The sequence below is a fragment of the Bradyrhizobium symbiodeficiens genome, assembly GCF_002266465.3.
Taxonomy (GTDB): Bacteria; Pseudomonadota; Alphaproteobacteria; order Rhizobiales; family Xanthobacteraceae; genus Bradyrhizobium; species Bradyrhizobium symbiodeficiens.
On the sequence record NZ_CP029427.2, the window covers coordinates 1,663,046 to 1,682,413 of the forward strand.

Genomic DNA, 19,368 nt, shown 5'->3' on the forward strand with positions numbered 1-19,368 from the left:
TACGGCCCTCATTTTCCGCTTACTGGGCGACTAATGTCGAGGACAAGCAGTGTGCGAGCTAACTGACGTAGCCGGCGTATCGTCGTGGCCACGCAAGGATCACGTCCGCGCCTTCTACTCAGGCCACAGTCTGATCGAGGGGGTTCCAGAGGTCGTCGCGCAGATTGCGGGCTTATTGGGCCACCAACTGGATTTTGAAACGCAGATCTTGGGTTATTCGCTGCTGCGCCAGCGGACAAAAGGCGACCTGCCTTCGGCGTCCGACTGGCCGGGTTATCGTTCCGGTCAAAACCGCGAAGGTACCGGCTTGGATGTCGCCGAGGAGTTGCGCCAACCCCGGCGCTTGGCACGCGGCGACACCTACGATGTCCTCATCGTCGCCGAGCGTCACGACCTGCCCGCCATCGCGCGCAAGGAGCGCACCGCTTTCTATTTGACCGACATGGCGAAACACCTTTTGACAGGCAATCCCGACGCCGAGGTGTTCCTTTATCATTCCTGGCTTCCCATAAATCCCGAGGTGCCGCGGCCCTGGATCGACTACGAGCGAGCGGTCGCGCCGATGTGGGAATGCATCGCCAGCCGCGCGAACCTCGACCTGCCGCCGCGCGGCGATGTGCCGCGCGTTCGCGTGCTGCCCGGCGGCAGCGCGCTCGCCGAACTGGTTGCCGCGCTGTGGGACGGCAACGTGCCAGGTGTTGGCGGCATTTCGCCGGCTGCGCGTGTGCAACTGCTGTTCTCCGACCATGTGCACATGAGCGATTTGGGGCGCTACTTCATCGCCCTGGTGAATTATGCGGTTCTGTTCGGCGGCAGTCCTGATGACGCGATAATCCCAGCAACATTGTCGCCGGTGACAGGCCGTTACCTGCAAGCGTTGGCATGGCAATTTGCCGTCTCTTACGGCCAGCGGGCGAGTGCGGTCGCGGTCCGAGATATGGCAGCTTGCCGGGCTCTGATGCAAAAGGACGTCTGTCCGGCTTATGCAGCTTTTCGCCACGGCAAAGGTGCGCCGGTTCTTGCCACGCTCAAGCGCTTGGTCAAAACTCATTCCTGCCGGCGCGACTACGCCAATGCGCTTGATTGTGAAAATCCGTTCGCTTCGCCCGATAAAAAATGAAGGTTTGGGCGCGGGCCGGCAGCGGGTCAGAGTCCCGCGCGCTCGCTCTCTACAGACTGACGAGGTTTCCGCGAGTTCGCCTCGTCGAGAGCCGCGTTCAAGGGGCCCCGCAAGACCTTCGCGTTGGCTCCAAGCAACAGTGTGTCATGATTGCCGGGAATCATGACCGTCTTCAATCCGCCTGTGATTACGCTCTCCCACCCATAGTAAGGCCCTCCACCGCCATAGATATAAGGGATGCTCTCGGCCCGGAAGAGGATCGCCTTACCGTGCCACGGCCGGGGCATATAGCGCGCGGCGGCCTGACCGAAATTGTCGGTGAGCTGGCGATCCCGCAGCGTGTGTGGCACGGGTTCGTTTGCGCGGACATGCCTCCTGATTTGCGATTGCTCGCGCGCGACATGGGCTCGTTCGCGTCGTTTGCCGACAATCTCTTTGATGTAGCCGAGGCCTTCCTCGCGCAAACGAAGGAGCATCCGGTCCAGAGAAACCGTGCGGATCGGCATCTGAGGGTGGAACGTGTCAAACAAAACGAGGAGTGGGACCTCTTCGCCCAAGGCAGCTAGTTGTTGCGTCATCTCGAAAGCGACGACACCGCCACCCGAGTAGCCGGCCAGCAAATAGGGACCGTGCGGACGAAACGCGCGGATCTCCGCAATATAGGCCCGAGCCATTTCCTCGATCGACGTATGCGGGCTGCTCCTGCCATCGACACCGCGGGCCTGCAGTGCGAAGAACGGCTGGTCATGGTGCAGTCCCCAGGAGAGGTCGCGAAAGTTGAGGACGTTACCCCCGGCGCCATGAACGCAAAACAATGGCGGCCGATCGCCGCCGCGCGCGATCTCGACCAATGATCGAGGCTCCGCTGGAAGCCTCGCGCTGGCCACATGATCAATAACCGGCGACGCGCCTTGAGACGAAGGCAAGTCTTGGGCTTTCGTTTGCGGGAGCTCCCCGGCGCTATCTGTCGATGGATCGATCTCAGTGAGGCCCTTGGCTTCTCGCAATAGCGCCGCGGTGGCAGCAATGGTGGGCGCCTGGAAGAGCACGGAGAGCGGCAGTTCGACTCCATGCTCCTTGCGAATCCGATTGAAGAGCCGCATCGCGAACAGCGACTGCCCGCCCAGTTCGAAGAAATCATCGTCGATCGAGACCTTCTGAATGCCGAGCATGTCCTGCCAGATAGCCGCGAGGTCGCGCTCGATTGCATCGCGGGGCGCTCTGAAGCCGGCATCGCCGCCAGGCCGCACGAGCCCCGGTGTTCCAATCGACCAATTGACCTCCTCCGCAGGCGTGCCGCGGCTGCCTTGGTCTAGACGGTCCAGCCAGAGGCTGAGGTCGAGAGTGGAAGCCACAATTTGCGGCGAGACATCGCAGGCCATAATGCGGTCCAGCGCTTCGAGGCCTTCCGCAGTGGTCATGCCCTCGCGCAGGAAGCTTTCCTCGGCCGTCTCGCGACCATCCGGCCGCGGTAGTCTGGGCGAAGCCGGGTTGGCGGCAAACGCGTCGATCCGGCGCATCATGAACCGTTCGATCGAGACCAATTCGTTGCCATCTTCGTCGAGCAGAGTGACATCGAAGATTGCGCTTTTGCCGTCCGCGGCGCGCAAACGCACATGGCTGGAGAACGTTGCTAGCACCGGTCGCCGCACCAGCACATGGCCATAAGAGAATGGAACGTAGAAATCGTCATGGCCTGCAAACCCCGGGATTAGCTGTTGGGCCGCACCGGTCGCCATGTCGAGCAGCGCCGGGTGCAGCGCATAGGTCGCGAGATCTGAGGCGAGGGCAGGCGGCAACGCGAGATCGATCAGCGCTTCGCCCTCGCCGAGATTGATCGCCCGGAGATTGGCCCAACGCGGGCCAAAATCCATGAATTTCTGGACCAGCCGGTTGTTGACCACCTCGCCACGTTCGCGGCAGCGTCCGCGAATGGATGATACGGATTGCCTTGGAGCTGCTGGCGCATCGACATAGGCGACACGCGCCGTGGCATAGAGCTGCTCTTCGGACTCACCGTAGATCGCGAGACTATGGTCACTTTCGCGATTCAGTCTGATGTTGATCGGGCGCTCCTCGTCGAGACCGACAGCTAAAGGCTGGAGGAAGGTGAGGTCGCGAATTTCGACGGCCCGATTTTCGGGCCGGTAGGCAAGAGCTGCGCGAGCAAGTTCGAGGAAGCCCGTGCCAGGAATAACCGCTTGGCCATTCCTGACGACATGTTCGCCCAACGGCCAATGTGTTCTGGGATGCAGCACGGAGCGAAACAATGCCTGCTTGATATCGTCACGCACGCAGTCGCCAAGCAGGGGGCTCGCGCCGGGGATTTCGCCAGCGGTCGTGCGCTGATGCTCGTGGACCAAGGTCGCGAGCATGCCCACCTCTTTCCAGGCGTTCCAATTAATGCTGACGGTGCGCGTCCGACTGCCCCGCGCGGTGCGGGCCTTGGCCACTGCGTCCAGGACGGCATTGGCGGCAGTATAGTCAACCTGTCCGGCCAGTCCTAGGATCGAGCTGACCGAAGAGAAATTGACCAGGACATCCAGGTCGCCGTCGCAGAACAGCGATTGCAGAACCAGGGCACCTTTGGCCTTGACCGAGAGCACCGCCGATTGTGTCTCGGGCGCGCGAAGTGCGATCAACTGATCTTTGAGCACGCCGGCACAATGGAAGACACCGTTGATGCGGCCGAAGCGTCGCGTTGCCTCGGTTACCACATCGGCCATGGCGTCCCGGTCGGTGACATCGGCAGCGGCCAGCATCACTTCGGCACCAAGCGCCCGCAACGCCCGAACCTTCTCGATTTTCCGCGACGTGCTGTCGTCTGCGCCGTGGTCCTGGAGCCAACGATCCCATGCCGATTCCTGGGGCATCGCCGACCTGCCAACGCACACGAGACGGGCCTTGGAGTGCAGCGCCAGATGCTGCATCAGTTCGAGACCGATGCCGCCCAGTCCGCCGGTGACGAGGTAAACCCCGCCGGGCCGCAGCCAGGAGCGCATATGTGGCGCGGGATCCAGCGCCAGCGGATCGAAACGCTGCACCCATCGCCCACCGTCGCGCAGGATCACAAGTGGATCGCGCTTGCTGCTGCAGAGCTCGCCGAGCAGGCGATCTGCCAGGAGCGCTTCCGCGGTGGATTTGGCTGGCGGCACGACCACGTCGAGGACCGAGCATGACGCGCCCGGCATCTCGCGCGGCAACACGCGGCAGACGCCCATCAAGGCGGACTTCTCGGGGTGTAGTTCGCGCTCGCCGGGAAGCGCCTCGATCGCGGTGCCGATCGCGGTCAGCCGGACCTGCTCGACCTCGAATGTCAAGGCCTGCGCCAGAAACAGCAAACTGTAGAAATTCTGAACCGCACCGACGTCCCAGGCAGCAAGGTCGGCGTCATCGGACGAGCCGAAGAACCGCCTCGGCCTCGGCGCGAGCCCCCAGAGGTGGACGATATGTGCCGGCAGGGCGTCCTGCCTTCGCAGCCCCTCCATCAGCCTGGAATAATCCGCGGCGCGGGTCGGATCGATCGTGAACCTCAGCGCGCCGCGCTCTGCAAACTGGGGCGCAGCCGTGACCGTGGCAACCCGTGCGCCGGTCGCGCGGAGGCGTTTGACGATCGCGACGGCCAACGGTGAACCGTCGGCGAGAACCAGCCACGGCTTGCGAAGCTCCTCTTCAGGAAGTTGTCCGGAGGGCGCCGCACGCACGAACGCGGGAGCCGAGAACCATCGGCCTAGATCAGGCCGCCGTGTCAGCGAGGTGGTGGTCGTGGCCTGCACGCCCTTGTCGATCCAGTATCGTTGCCTCTCGAAGGGATAGGTTGGCAGCGGCACGCGGCGTTGTGAGTTCTGCGCGAAGAAGCGGGAGGGATCCAGCTCGATGCCAGCGACCCAAAGTCGGCCCACCGCCTCCTTCAGGAAGACGACGTCAGACGCCAATTCGCTGGGATGGCGCAGCGAGGTGGTCACCACGGCGGCTTTGCCGGGTTGCTGCCTGTAGAGGCTGGCGAGCGTGCGGCCAGGTCCGACTTCCAGTAGCGCTCGGCGGCCACTCTCCAGCACGGTCCGGGCGCCTTGGTCGAACCGCACGGTATTTCGAAGATGACGGACCCAGTAGGCCGGGTCCATTGCTTCGGCGTCGGTGATCCAGGTTCCGGTCAGGTTGGATACGAAGGGGATCGCGGGCTTCTGAAACCGAATAGGTTGGCAGAAACGCTCGAATTCCCGCAGGATTGGCTCAAGCATCGATGAATGCGCGGCGACATTGATGTGAATGCGAGTGTGGTCGATCTGCTCCGCAGCGAGCTCGGCTTCGAGCCGCTCGATTGCGTCGACAGGGCCTGATGCGACGCAAAGCGAAGGTGCGTTCACGGCGGCAAGCGAGAGCTCGCTTCCAAGTCGGGGCAGCATCTGCTCCTCGGACAACGCGACCGACAGCATGGCGCCGCGGGGCAGCGTTTCGAACAGCTTGCCGCGCAACGCAACCAGCGACATCGCATCCGGCATCGAGAGAACGCCCGACACGCAGGCGGCGGCGTACTCGCCGGCGCTGTGCCCGATCAACGCGTCGGGGACCAGACCCCACGATCGCAGCAGCATCGCCAAGGCGTACTCGACCGCGAACAGTGCAGGAAGCGCCAAGGAGGGAGACTCGAGCTGTCTGTCCGCCTCGGCCACCGCATCGGGCGATGGGAACATCAATCTGCGCAGATCGACCGGGATTCGGGGCTGAACGACGGCGATGCAGGCGTCCAATGCCTCGCGGAAAACCGGCTCCTTCTCATAGAGCTCCGCGCTCATGCCGGCGTATTGCGCTCCACCGCCGGGGAAGAGGAATACTGTGGATGTACGCTCGCGCCTGGCCGTGCCCGTGACGATGCGCCGCGGATCGCAGGCTTCCAATTGGGCCGCTGCCGATGCCGCATCGCGCGCCACCAAGGAGCGGCGAACCCCAAAGGCCTCGCGACCGGCCATCAGTGTGAATGCAACCTCATCGAGCGGCTGTCTCGGATTCGTCCCTAGATGGTCGGCCAGATTCCGTGTCGCCACCTCTAGCGCAGCGCTAGTTCGCGACGACAGGAGAAGCAATTGCGGTTCCGTCTCCTGACGCGTCTGCAAGACCCGGCGCGGGGCCTCTTCCAGGATCAGGTGGGCGTTAGTGCCGCCGGCGCCGAGGCTCGTGACACCCGCGATCCGCGTCTTGCCAGAGGCCACCGGCCACGGCCGCAGGCTGGCGTTGACGAAGAATGGCGAGGCGGAAAAGTCGGCCTGCGGATTTGGCGTCTGATAGTGCAGCGTCGCCGGCAACTCGCGGTGCTCGAGCGCGCAAATGGTCTTGATCAGGCTGCACATGCCCGCGGCCTCGCCGGCATGGCCGATGTTCGATTTGACCGAACCGATCGCGCACGACTGGTGTTGAACGTCGGGCCCGAAGGCCTCGACTAGCGCCGCGATTTCGATGGGGTCGCCGATCAGCGTGCCGGTGCCGTGCGCTTCGATATAGGACACCTCTTCGGGCGCGACGTCGGCCAGGTCCAGCGCCTCGGAAATGACCCGAGCCTGCCCACTGATGCTAGGGGCGAGGTATCCCACCTTGTCGGAGCCATCGTTGTTGATGGCCGAGCCGCGGATCACTGCACGGATGCAGTCACCGTCGCGCAGGGCGTCCGAGAGCCGTTTGAGAACCACACAACCGACGGCGGATGCCATCACCGTCCCGCCGGCCTGGGCATCGAATGGACGACAGTGCCCGTCGGGAGATAGGATTTCTCCTGGCCTGTACAGATAGCCTCGCTGCTCGGGGTAAATAGTAGAGGCGCCGGCCAGCGCCATGTCGCACTCGCCATTGAGCAGACTCTGGCAGGCGAGATGAACCGCGACGAGCGAAGACGAGCAGGCCGTCTGCACATTCATGCTCGGGCCGACGAGGTCGAGTTCGTAGGATACGCGTGTTGCGAGGAAGTTCGGATCGTTACCGGTATGACGCAGTAGCCAGGCGCCAATCGAGCGCAGGACTTCTTCATTGGTCGTGAGGTTGTAGGTGAAGTACTCGCTCGCGCCTGACGCTGCAAAGACGGCGACCGGGCCGTCGACCTTCGCGCCGACATAGCCTGCATCCTCGAAAGCCTCCGATGAGCATTCGAGAAACAGGCGGTGCTGCGGGTCGAACACGGCGGCGTCGCGGGGGGAGATGCCGAAAAATGCAGCATCGAATTGATCGATGCCGTCCAGGTAGCCGCACGCCTTCACATAGGACGGGTCGCGCAGCACTTCGGGGCGCTCTCCGACGGCAAGCAACTCTTGCTCGGTGAAGACGCGGACGGTTTCTCGGCTCTCGCGGATATTCTCCCAGAACTTTGCCACGCTGGATGCGCCGGGGAAACGTCCGGCCATGCCGATGACTGCGATGGAAGGCGTTTCGCTGCCGCTTGTGGCGCCAGTCGACGTCACTTGATCATGCACTGGGCTCACCCCGAGGAGGCCTAGATCAGCGGCCGAGCGCTGAATGATTTGAAGGTCGAAATACGAATGCTGTTTAATTGGGCGATGTGCCCCGCGACGCCGGCGAGCCGGTCGATAAGAAATAGTTCGATCAGGGTTCCACTAATGTGCTGGGCTGCAATTGTTATGCATTTGTCGTTCTTCGTCCACGGAACGCGATCAGATAACTCGATATTTTTGTAAACATTGGCAATAAGGTAAACTCAAACTATTCTGCCTTGGCGTGAATACCAGATGCAAATCAAGCTTTTTTTGATTGCTTCCGGCCATGTTGGCTGTATCAGATATGTTACGTCCGATTTAAAATCGATCTTTTGAAATTAATATACTTCGCTGGGGTGAGCTCGCTCATATTCGCGGATCCAAGCGGCCCATGCGGTGACCTTTGGGAGTACCATGCTTCAGGACAGTTATCCGCTCTCGCCACTCCAGGAGGGTATGCTGTTTCACCATCTCGAGGCACGGACCCCGGGCGTGGATGTCGAACAGCTCGAGATATTGCTCAACGAGCCGATCGACACCAATGTCCTCGCCGATGCCTGGGCCATGGTGGCGAAACAACACCCGATCCTGCGTACTCGTTTCCGGTGGGAAGGCCTGAAAGTTCCGCTGCAGGAAGTCGTAAGCGAGATTGTGGTGCCCTTTGAGGCGCGCGACTTGTCGGCGATAGTGGCCGAGCAGCAGGACGAGGAGCTGCGCATTTTCCTGGCCGAGGATAGATTGCGTGCCTTCGCCCTCGACGTTGAGCCGCTCTGGCGTGTGACGGTGCTGCGTCTCGCCTCCGATCGCCATCGGCTCGTCTTCACCTATTCTCACGCGATCTTGGACTCCTGCTACGCTTTCGTCGTGAAGGAGGTGTTCGACGTTTATGCAGCGCTGGTGCACGGCGCGCAGCCGTTGTTGGAGGAACGTCCGTCCTATCGCGAGCACATCGCCTGGCTCCAGCGGCACCTGGAAGCGAATGCAGTGGCCGCTGAAGGGTACTGGCGAAACCTTCTGGCCGGCTTTCGCACTCCGACCAATCTCGAAACGCTGCGGATTGCCGCTTCTGACGCGCCCCCCGCCGCCGGTCATGCCACCCAGGAATTTGCGCTATCGCTGACCGACACGGGAAAACTGCATGATCTCTCCGCGCGGGCCTCATTGCAGACGTCCGCTCTCGTCGAAGTCGCCTGGTCGCTCGTGCTTTCGGCGTTTTCGGCCCAGGATGATGTCGTCTATGGACTGACCAGAGCCGGCCGGCGGTCGTCGATCGAAGGCGCAGATCGTGTTATCGGGCTGTTCATCAATACCGTTCCGGTCAGGGTCAAACTACCCGCCGAGTTGCCGGTGCTGGAATTATGCCGCCAACTACGCGAACAGCGTCTCGAGTTGCGCGGCTACGAACACACGCAGCTAGTCGATATTCTTCGCTTCAGCGAGGTACCCCGCGGACATTCGCTTTTTGATTCCATCATCGTCTTCAATTCGCAAACCGACGATGCGCGCTTCAAGTCATTTGGTCGGGAATGGCAGCGGCGCGACGTCACACTGCACGACCAAACCAATTTTCCGTTCAACGTAATGGCCTATGACGGCCCTCGGTTAACGTTCAAATTGTCGTTCGACACGAGCTGCTTTGCGCCGGCCTCCGTCGAGCGCATCGTCGATCTGCTGCAGGCGATCCTTGTCGCGATTGCCGACCAGCCGGAGGCCAAGCTCGGCGATCTACCAAACCTGCCATCGCAGGACGCCGGATCGATACTCCGCATCTGGAACGACACCGACAGACCACTGCCGGGGCCGCACTGTGTGCACGAGGCCTTCGAAGCGCAGGTCGATCGCACGCCTGACAAGGTAGCGCTGGTCGACGGATCTCGCTCGCTCACCTACCGCGAACTCGATCGGCGTGCCAACCACGTCGCGCGAGCGCTGATCGCCGGCGGTGCGATGCCGGACCAGATGGTCGGCATCCATGTCGAGCGGTCGGCCGAAATGATGATCGGTCTGCTTGGCATTCTCAAGGCCGGCGCAGCCTATGTGCCGATGGATCCTTCTTACCCTGCTGAGCGGATCGCGCTCATGCTCGAGGACTCTCGAGCCGGCGTGGTGGTAACCACCACGGACCTGGTGGGCGCGCTGCCGCCTCAAACCCGCGGGCTGTGCATTGATGCAGGCGGAGAGGCGCGCGAAGCGGATCGTCCACACGTGGCGATGTCGGGGGAGAATCTCGCCTATGTCATATTCACGTCGGGTTCCACCGGACGTCCGAAGGGGGTGATGCTCGAGCACCGCAACGTCACCAACTTCTTCGAAGCCATGGATCAGGCGTTGGGGACGGAGCCGGGCGTGTGGCTCGCAACGACCAGCATCTCGTTCGACATTTCGGTATTGGAGCTGTTCTGGACGCTGGCGCGCGGCTTTACGGTGGTTATCCAGCATGAAACCGAACGGCTGGCGCGCGCCGCCGCGCGTACCAACAGGCCGCTCGATTTCAGCCTGTTCTACTTCGCCGCTGATGCGGCCGAGGGCGCAGGCGGCAAATACCGGTTGCTGCTGGAGGGCGCCAAGTATGCCGATGATCACGGCTTCTCTGCCGTGTGGACGCCCGAGCGTCACTTCCATCCCTTCGGCGGCCTGTATCCAAATGCGGCGTTGACCGGCGCAGCAGTCGCAGCTGTTACCCGCCGCATCGGCATCCGCGCCGGGAGCGTGGTGCTGCCGCTGCACAACCCCATACGCGTCGCGGAGGAATGGTCGGTCGTCGACAACCTCTCCAACGGTCGCGTTGGGCTGAGCTTCGCGTCCGGATGGCACGCCCGCGACTTCGTGCTGCAGCCGGAGAACTACAAGAACCGCCGCGAACTGATGGCGAGTGGCATCGAGACCGTCAAGGCGCTTTGGCGCGGTGAAGCGATAAAGGCCGTTGGCGGCGATGGCCAGCCAATAGAAATAAAGACGTTTCCAGCTCCGGTGCAGCGCGAGCCCAAATTGTGGGTGACCGCAAGCTCGCATCCGGAGACTTTCGCGCTGGCCGGACGACTAGGCGCCAACGTGCTAACAAACCTGCTGGTGATGAAACCAGAGGAGCTCGTCGCGAATATCGCGGTCTATCGCAAGGCCTGGACCAACGCCGGCCACGACGGGACAGGGGCGGTCACTCTCATGCTGCACACCTTCGTTGGCCCCGACGCGGCAGAAGTCCGCAGCAAGGTGCGAGGACCGTTCCTCGAATACCTCAAGACTTCGACCGACCTCGTCTCCAAGATGCGATGGGAGCTGACCGCGTTCGCCAAGGGCGATGAACGGCAAGCATCGGCCGCGCCGCAGATGAGCCTCGCGAATCTGGACGCCGAGGAGCTCGACGTCATTATGGAGCACGCGTTCGAGCGATACTTCACTACCGCGGGCCTGTTTGGATCACCGAGCTCGTGCCTGGCGACGATCGATAAGCTGAAGCAGTCCGGTGTCGACGAGATCGCCTGTCTGATCGATTTCGGCGTTGCGGCCGACGAGGTGTTGGCCAGTCTTCCCTATCTGGATGAGTTGCGTCGCTTGGCCAATCCATCCGTTGCACCGGTCTCTACCGAGCCCGATCAGGATGTCGCTTCGCAGATTCGCCGCCACAGTATTTCTCATCTCCAGGCCACCCCGTCGCTGTTGGGCATGCTGGTGTCCGACGATGCCTCGCTCGATGCGTTAGGCTCGCTGCGCATGCTGCTTCTGGGCGGCGAGCCCCTGCCGCAGACATTGGTTGAGCGATTGCGGCGACGCTATCAGGGTGAAATCCGCAATATGTACGGCCCCACGGAGACATGCATCTGGTCAACGACCAGTGCCGTAGGGGGCACAGATGACGCGATCACGATCGGAAGCCCGATTGCGAATACCAAGGTTTACATCGTCGATCGAGCGCTGCGACCGCTGCCGGTTGGCGTCCCCGGTGAAATCCTGATTGGAGGCGCCGGCTTGGCGCGAGGCTATCTGGAACAACCGGAGCTGACCGAAGAACGTTTCGTCCCTGATCCCTTTGGCGCTTCCGGAGCTCGTCTCTACCGAACCGGCGATCTCGGACTGTGGCTACCCGACGGAACGCTTGCGCACCTCGGACGTCTCGACCATCAGGTCAAGATCCGCGGTCACCGGATCGAGCCGGGTGAGATCGAGGCTGCATTGAACCGCCATCCCTTGGTGCAGCAGAGTGCTGTTGTGGCCAGACCGGACGCCACAGGTGTGCAGCAACTCGTCGCTTACATCGTCTCGCCCAATCGTGGCAGCGCTCCATCGATTGATCACTGGGGGGCAATCTGGGACGAGACCTATCAGCATGGCGGCGACTCTGAGACCGCTGGGTGGAGGAGCAGTTATACCGGGGATTCCATCCCTGAAGCGCAGATGCGCGAGTGGATCGCGTGTACGACGGAGCGGATTCAGCAACTGCGGCCCCGCCGGGTGCTGGAAGTCGGCTGTGGAACAGGCATGATCCTCTTCCGCGTCGCGCCGAACTGCGAGCTCTATCATGGCATCGACCTGTCCGAGGCAGCCTTGGTGCGAGTGAAGGCCGAGGCCACGCGGCGAGGTCTAGCCGGCGTGGTTTTGGAGCAACGCGGCGCCGACGCGCTGGCTGCCGTTGAGGGCGGTCCCTTCGACACAATCGTCATCAATTCAGTCGCCCAATATTTCCCGAGCGTGGCGTATCTCATGGACGTGCTGGTGGCTGCCCTCGAGAAGCTGGCGCCAGGCGGCTCAATCTTTGTCGGCGATGTGCGTCATCGCGCGCTGCTGGAGGTAATGCTCTGCGAGATCGAATTGCAGAAGGCCGCGTCCGACGCTCCGGCAGGCGAACTTCAGGCCCGGCTGCGTAAGCGGCTCGAAGAGGAGCCGGAACTGGTGCTGGATCCACGTCTGTTCTTGTCTCTTCCACAGCGGCTTCCTGACATCGATGAAGTACGGGTCGAACTCAAACTCGGCCGCGAGCCGAGCGAGATGACCCGCTTTCGCTATGACGTCGTGATCGGCAAGCGCGGCGGATTCCGGCGGCGGTCGATAGTCGCGGACAGCGAGAAAGCTCTAGAGCCTTGCACGCTGGAGAGCTTGAGGACGATGGTACGGTCCCGGACGACTTCGCTGCGTATTACCGGCATCCCCAACGCACGGGTCGCGGCGCCCCTGGCGGCGCTGCGCGCTGTGCAATTGCTCTCGCCCGCCATTCGCCTGGGTGAGATCGCCGTGGGTCCAACACCGGGAGTCGATCCCGAGGACGTGCGCATGCTCGATACAAACTATGAGGTGGCCATCGAATGGTCCGCCGCTGGGCCGGGATGTTTCGATGCCGTTTTCAGGCCCTCACAAGGGACGGAGACAGTCGGGGCGATCGCGGACACTGCGGTAACTGACAAAGCTCCCGCCGACGTTGACGCGTCCGCGTACGCAAATCAGCCAGCACTCCGGGGCGGCTCTGGAGCCAATCGCTTGCCCGACCTTCGACAGCATTTGCACAGCACATTGCCGGAGTACATGATTCCCGCGGCGTTCGTGCCGCTGGAAGCGCTGCCGCTGACCCCCAACGGCAAGCTGGACCGCCAAGCGTTACCTGCACCTGATGGTGCGCGTCGCGAGACCACGACGCAGTTTAATCCGCCTGCGACCGAGGTAGAGCGCAAGCTTGCAGCCATCTTCCAGGAACTGTTGGGCGTGAACGAGATCGGGATTGACGATAATTTCTTCGAGTTGGGCGCTAATTCGCTCATGATGGTCCGCGTGGTGGAGAAGATCCGCGCAGAACTGGGACTGCAGATGTCCGTCGTCCGTGTGTTCCAGTATCCAACGCTAAGCAGCTTGGCCGGCGCAATCGCGAATTCCGGCACCGGTCGCAGCAACACTGCAGCGCCTCCGGAGCACAACCGTGGGCAGCTTCGCAGGGACACGATGCAGCGCAGACGCGAGATACGGAGCGGCTCCAAGACCAATAGAAATTAGGAGACCGCTAAGGCGCATCGTCCGAAGCCGCGGAAACGAAAGCTGACCAGAATCCGACCGAGCTGTGGAACGGCTCGGTGCATAATCGGCAAAGCCACTTCGTTCGCTTAAGCATTTGCCAAGGTAGCGGACGAGATCTCGCAGCAGTGCGGGACGTCGCGTGGACTCTTGGTATCGGCAGTAGCTTGCTGTTCGATGTTTTCGTGAAGGCGCAAAACGCCAACGTCGCTCATCTTCCCTGGATTCATGTGAGCAGGAATCCCGAGAAACAACGAACGCAATCAACGCGTGCGAGCGTTGGGGAAATGGTGGTGCCGATTGAGAGGAATCGAACCTCCGACCTCCGCCATACAGGGACGGCGCTCTACCACTGAGCTAAACCGGCTTTAGAATATCTTCAGTGCAACTGCTCGCGTCCAGGCTCAGTCCGAGCGAGTGCACTTTTGAGACGTCGCTGCATATTGGCGATCATCGCCAAGCGTTTTTCAATCGCCTCAATAGAGTTCAACTGGCAATCATTAAGCGTCTGAGCTGAAGCGCTCATTGATATTCTCCCAGCAATCAAAAAATAGGTCGCAATCGAAATGACAGTCGTCGGGTTGACCGGTAAAGGTCCAAAATTACATTTGGGCTGCCGGCCTCTATCTCTACTGTGCAAGAACCAACCGGCGGAAGCAATATAGCCGTTGGATTAACCTAACTCAGCAAGGTTAGCAGCGCTATCCCTCTCGCATCTCAAGGCAGCGCGTTCGCATCGAGCTTTGAAGAGGACTACCTTTGGGTACGGCTATGTTCCTCGCCTCACCTCACCGGAAATATAAAACGCACCGTGAGGCGGTGGGGCTACCACGCTGGATTTCATTGATTAGTCGGAGTGCTTTTAAGTCGGGCCGCAATCCAGGGACGAAACTCCTGGCGGTCAGGCAGATTGTTCATTGAATCAACCGTCGCGCCGCGAAAGGCCCAAGGCGTCGTGGGCGAGTGCGGATAACACTGCGGGAAAAGGCGGCAGCTCTCACTTCGCGTAGTGAGTTCCCTCCTATTTTTTTTCGACAGAGCGCAACCACGCGCGGTGTCAAGCGTCTACGAGGGAGAGGCAAAATGTTATGAAGCTGCCGTTTTTCTTGCGCCCTCCGCGCTTGTCGGAGGAAGAAATCAGCGCGGCAATGGAAGAGTTGCGGAGACTGCGCGTTGAAGTCGCGGTAACTGAGCTTGAGTCAGCCCTTCGTCGTTCCAACGTGCGAGTCCTGCGGCCACGAGGAATTGCCGGTTCCCGACCTCTTCCACGATCGTTGCCTTTCTCGAGGCGAACAGATCAGCAATCTATTGCATCCTGACAGGGTGGAATCAGATCAGGCTCTCAACTGATCACGCACACTGCCGGGAGGTTGAGGTGGTAAACGACCGTTTTGGTCCTCCGGCGGCGGACCTTCGCATCGCTTTTAGAGATACAGCGACGATCTCGGATGCAAGTCCAGTTGCTACAGGTTACTCCTAAGGATCATTTTCCCTTTGGTTCCGGTGACAATCTTGGCAGATGATCCCGCCCCTTCGCGCTCGCCGCGATCACGCGGGGCGGGGCGTTCGGAAGGGTCGCGGCCGAGCTTGGACCGAGCTCGACGAGGTCGGTGAAGACATCGGTCTGGCGGCGCAGCTCGTCGGCGATCATCGGCGGTTGGCTGGCGATGGTGGAGATCGCGGTGACCCGCACGCCGCGGCGTTGGGGCTGGACTACAACGGCTACACCGTCGTCACCAAGGCGACCAAGGAATTCATCGACGCCTCCGGCCGCCGCAAGGTCAAGGGCAACATGGACATCGAGCTCGCCGTGGATGCCATGGAGCTCTCCGAGCACTGACCGCTCCCTATCGGAGCCGCACAGCGGCGACCTGAATTGCCAGCCGGTTAGAGCGATCATTTGGGGAGCGTCGACCTTGCCGGTGGCCGTGGGCTGCGGCGTCGAGCTCGCACGCCACGTTCGAGCCGTACGCGGCGCCAGGCGCTGTGGGCGGGTCGAGTAGCGGCGGTCGTCCAGATAGTCGACGACTTTGCTATCCGCCGCAATCGGCTTGCTGATGTCATCGGATCCCGGCGCGGACGCTCGGGATTATCGCTGTGCGTTCAGCCAACGCGATCGGAAACTTCCGCGTAGTTGCATCGCCGAAGGCGGCTCTCCGCCAGTCCGGTGGCGAGCCAGCAGTCTTAACTGCTGGTCGAACTTCCATATATTCCCATTCCCGCAGAAGGGCTGCATATTTTTGAAGTTTTTCCCGTGTTTCCGATGAAGTCATTGCCATGTCGAACAGCGTCGAAGATCTTCAGATGCTGCGTCTCATCAAAGCTTTCCAGAAAATATCGGACCACGACGCTCGCCGAACGGTCGTGCTGTATGTGGAAGAACAGGTCGAGCGGCTGCAGAGAGAGGCGCGAAAAAACTCGGGCGAACGGAGCACTAGCGCGATGCGATAACCGCAACGATCGGACGCGAGACTCAAGGATCGCGAGTTGCTTGAGAACCTGAAGATGCGCCGTCGGCGTCTGGCCGTTGATCTAAAGGCCTGGCCTGGAAGGGCCTTGACTGCAGGTTGGCGTCGCACAGGTAGAGCGGGGTATGACTGCGAGCGAGGCCTTCAAGGCCAATTGATCGGAGATGCGTAAAGATCTCGGCGATCGATTTCCCGCCGCATATCCTCAGCGCGCTGCTTGGCTGCTTCACTCAGGAAGTGGTAGCGGCAATTGCTGCTATCGCGATCGACCTGCTGCCTGATGTTCTCATAAAGACGAGAACGCTCGCATCGCTCAACTTCTCAAAACTCATGACGGACCTTTGTTGTGGACGTTGAGAGGAATTGAACCTCGACCTCCGCCATCCAGGGACCTGCGGTTGACCGCTGGGTCAAACGGGCGAGTTGCTCTTCGCTGATCCAATGCGGAGTGCAGGCAGGCGTTTTGCGGCCGACGTCTTTTTCAGAAAACGTCGCCCATGGAGTTCCTTTGGCTTGGAACTATTGTGCGTTAAGTACTTTTGACTTTTTCAATTCGAATCGATTTGCTTATCAACATGACCCAAGGCAGGGTCTCTTCACCGGGGCTGGCTGTATATTTATCTGGAACTTTTTACCCGGTTTTCTTTGACGCGTATTTCTCGGGCGTGTCGGTCCCGCATTCATATTTTGTGGTAGCAATGTCTTCTTTTGAGAATGATCGCGAGATGCTTCGCCTGATCAGTGCGTTCAAGGAGATTGAAAGTCCGGGAATGCGCCGGGCGATAGTTCTCCTTGTCGAAGAGCTAGCGCAGAAAAGGGAGTTGGTTCGAAAGGCAGCTAGAAAAGATAGTTAGCTGTCTTGTTGTGCCGGCCGCCTACTCGTGTTGGGAACCCGCAACACAAGTTCCACACCGCGTTCGCTGTCTCGCGCGAGGACGATTGCTCGACGAATGACGGTCGAAAGGAAAATTCTGCCGAAGATCAGGCATCAAGCCACAGTCGATAGAGAAAGGCGGCCGCTGCCCCTTCTTGAACCTAGCATCAGATCAACGGACTGACGGGCTGACGATCTGTGCGCGCCTACATTTACCCTACTTTTCAAGCTTATTTTTGGAGTTCGCTTGCGCCAGAGGGGAGCCCGATTACGCTGTCGCCGAGCAGCAACTCGCTAAAATCAATGGAATTACTTCGAAAGGGAGGAGGTCGAGATTGCCCAGCAGGCGGCTCAGCTCTCCGGAAAATGCCCGCTGCCCGGTTCTTTTAGCTAACCCAGTGTCAGCCGGTTAGCGAGAAGGCATCTGAGGTGATCATCGATGAACCTTCCCGACCCGGTCGAGACTAATGAGAGGACAGGAAAGCGCGAGGGCAACGTGAGTCACGCTGATGCAGCGAACGTTGGACCAGGGCCGGGTAGAAGTCGCCTCTGGCCTGCCCGCATAATTTGGGCTGTTGCATGCGTGGTGGCAATGCTTGGATGGACAAGCGCGCTCGCATGGGCATTCTGGAAGTTGCTAGGCTGGCTCGCGAACCTAAGCTGAAGAGCTGCGGGCGTCACAACAAAATCTGCACCAGCTTGACCCCTGCGCAGATGATCATCCCCCATAGTGCGATGTTGATTTGTATTGTTGTATGCATACACCACCTGGCGGGATCGCCTGCTGAATGCGTGGGCTCAACAATCGCAACACAATGCCAATGATTCGATAAAGTTCCCCATTAGAGCGATTTGTGCAGCGCACTTGCAAGCGCTTTTAGCGAGCTGCGATTCTGCTGCGACGGAATAATCAGGGACGTTGGGCGGCGCTGACGCAAAACAGGGTCGGCGCGGCTTATGGTTTGCGGCCGATACCGTGCAATGCGGGCGCGCGAATTACCTGAGCGGGTGTGCTTTCTGGTGCCAAGTCCAGGCGGTGCGGATCACCGTAGCGAGGTCGGAGTGGCGCGGCACGAAGTTCAGCACCTCTCGTGCAGCGGATACATCGGCGACCAGATAGGTGGGATCGCCGGCGCGACGCGGCTTGACGGTGTGCGGCACCTCGCGCCCGGTCTCCTGCCTGATCGCGTTCAGAATGTCGCGCACCGAGAAGCCGGAGCCGGTGCCAAGATTGAGGCTGCCGCCGGCATATCCCGTTTCAAGAAGGTTCAATGCCGCGACATGCGCCGCGGCGAGATCGGTGACATGGATGTAGTCGCGGATCGCAGTGCCATCGGGCGTGTCGTAGTCATCGCCGAAGACGGCGAAATCGATATGGCCCTGCAGCGCCATCATGGCGCGCGGAATGAGATGGGTTTCGTTGTCGCGTAACTCGCCGATGCCGCCGGCGGGATCGGCGCCGCTGGCGTTGAAATAGCGTAGGCAGAACACGCCGAAGCCATACGCCGAGCGATAGTCAGCGAGCATGCGCTCGATCATCCACTTCGAGGCGCCGTACGGATTGATCGGAGCGCAGGGGAAATCTTCCGGCAGCTCTTTGGAATCGGCGTTGCCGTAGACGGCGCCAGTCGTTGCAGCCTGCGTCGCGCATCGCCTGCAACAGCGACAGCGTGCCCTGCACATTGTTGATGTAGTATTTTTGCGGATCGGTCATGGATTCGCCGACCAAGCTCGCCGCTGCAGCGCGGCGCCGTCGAGGAGATCGCCAACCACTAGGTCCCGGCGACGAAGCTGCAATGACCTGTCGAGAGATTGTCATAGACGACGGGCTGAAAGCCGGCGGCAATCAATGCGCGGCAGGTGTGCGAGCCGATATGGCCCGCACTCCTGTGACGAGGACGGTCGGTCGGCCATGCCAATGCTTCTTGGTGATTGAAGGGCCGGCTGAGGATGGGGCGCCCAAAGGCCAGCGATGTTGCTGCCGCTGGAGTGTGAAATTCGACGAGTGAAGAGCAAGGCGATTGCATTCTTGGCGGCTTCGTCGAGGCCGTCGAGTGGAAGGACGGTCGCCGAGGGTTCTGAAAGACACGCTCAAAGATAAATATTGAATCTGCCGAAATAAAAGACAAGCGCAACGAGCGCCCTTGGGTCATAATCTGGATTTCTCAGTGAGGTGCATCCCATGAGGCTCCATCTCGGTTCAAATCCCAGGCGCCTTTCGGACCAGGACATTGCGGCAGCCATGGAAGAACTCCTGCAACTGCGCAGGGAAGTCGCTGCAGAAGAGTATCACGCCCAACTTTCGTCGGCACGGAATACTGTCGTCGTGAGACTTTACGGATCCCGCCCGCGAACAACGACATTGACGGATTGGACCTAGCTCGTTGCTTCAAGCCGGCTATTAGGCGGGAATTCCTTGAAGCTCCGGGCCGC

The 19,368-nt window shown here is 60.8% G+C and carries 5 protein-coding genes, 1 tRNA gene and 3 pseudogenes; 4 read left to right on the top strand and 5 right to left on the bottom strand.

Annotated elements, in window-relative coordinates:
* The first annotated feature begins 49 nt into the window (after positions 1-49).
* A complete protein-coding gene (locus CIT39_RS07815) occupies positions 50-1,120 on the top strand; it encodes a hypothetical protein (protein WP_148667288.1) in 1,071 nt (356 codons plus the stop codon).
* A 26-nt stretch (positions 1,121-1,146) separates the two neighbouring features.
* Here the strand turns inward: CIT39_RS07815 and CIT39_RS07820 are convergent, their stop codons facing one another.
* Positions 1,147-7,566, bottom strand: a complete 6,420-nt coding sequence (locus CIT39_RS07820; RefSeq protein WP_094973827.1) for a type I polyketide synthase — start codon at positions 7,564-7,566, stop codon at positions 1,147-1,149.
* A gap of 447 nt (positions 7,567-8,013) precedes the next feature.
* On the opposite strand from CIT39_RS07820, the gene CIT39_RS07825 reads away from it, so the two are divergent.
* Complete coding sequence (locus tag CIT39_RS07825) at positions 8,014-13,575, top strand: MupA/Atu3671 family FMN-dependent luciferase-like monooxygenase (protein ID WP_094973828.1); 5,562 nt, start codon at positions 8,014-8,016, stop codon at positions 13,573-13,575.
* A gap of 309 nt (positions 13,576-13,884) precedes the next feature.
* On the opposite strand, the gene CIT39_RS07830 is transcribed toward CIT39_RS07825, so the two are convergent.
* From CIT39_RS07830 to CIT39_RS33170, 3 genes and pseudogenes are all read right to left on the bottom strand, one after another.
* A tRNA-Thr gene (locus CIT39_RS07830) sits at positions 13,885-13,960 on the bottom strand.
* 12 nt (positions 13,961-13,972) lie between these two features.
* On the bottom strand, positions 13,973-14,119 hold the full coding sequence (locus CIT39_RS07835; RefSeq protein ID WP_155526015.1) for a hypothetical protein: 147 nt from the start codon (positions 14,117-14,119) through the stop codon (positions 13,973-13,975).
* A 937-nt stretch (positions 14,120-15,056) separates the two neighbouring features.
* Positions 15,057-15,304: pseudogene (locus CIT39_RS33170) on the bottom strand (hypothetical protein); the annotation flags it as partial.
* Here CIT39_RS33170 and CIT39_RS33175 point away from each other — a divergent pair.
* Both CIT39_RS33175 and CIT39_RS07845 read left to right on the top strand, forming a co-directional pair.
* Positions 15,302-15,430: pseudogene (locus CIT39_RS33175) on the top strand (LabA-like NYN domain-containing protein); the annotation flags it as partial. The pseudogenes CIT39_RS33170 and CIT39_RS33175 overlap by 3 nt on opposite strands.
* A 440-nt stretch (positions 15,431-15,870) precedes the next feature.
* On the top strand, positions 15,871-16,044 hold the full coding sequence (locus CIT39_RS07845) for a hypothetical protein (RefSeq protein WP_162848628.1): 174 nt from the start codon (positions 15,871-15,873) through the stop codon (positions 16,042-16,044).
* Positions 16,045-17,931: 1,887 nt separating this feature from the next.
* Here the strand turns inward: CIT39_RS07845 and galE are convergent.
* Positions 17,932-18,868, bottom strand: a pseudogene (galE, locus tag CIT39_RS07850) (UDP-glucose 4-epimerase GalE).
* Between the last annotated feature and the right edge of the window lie 500 nt (positions 18,869-19,368).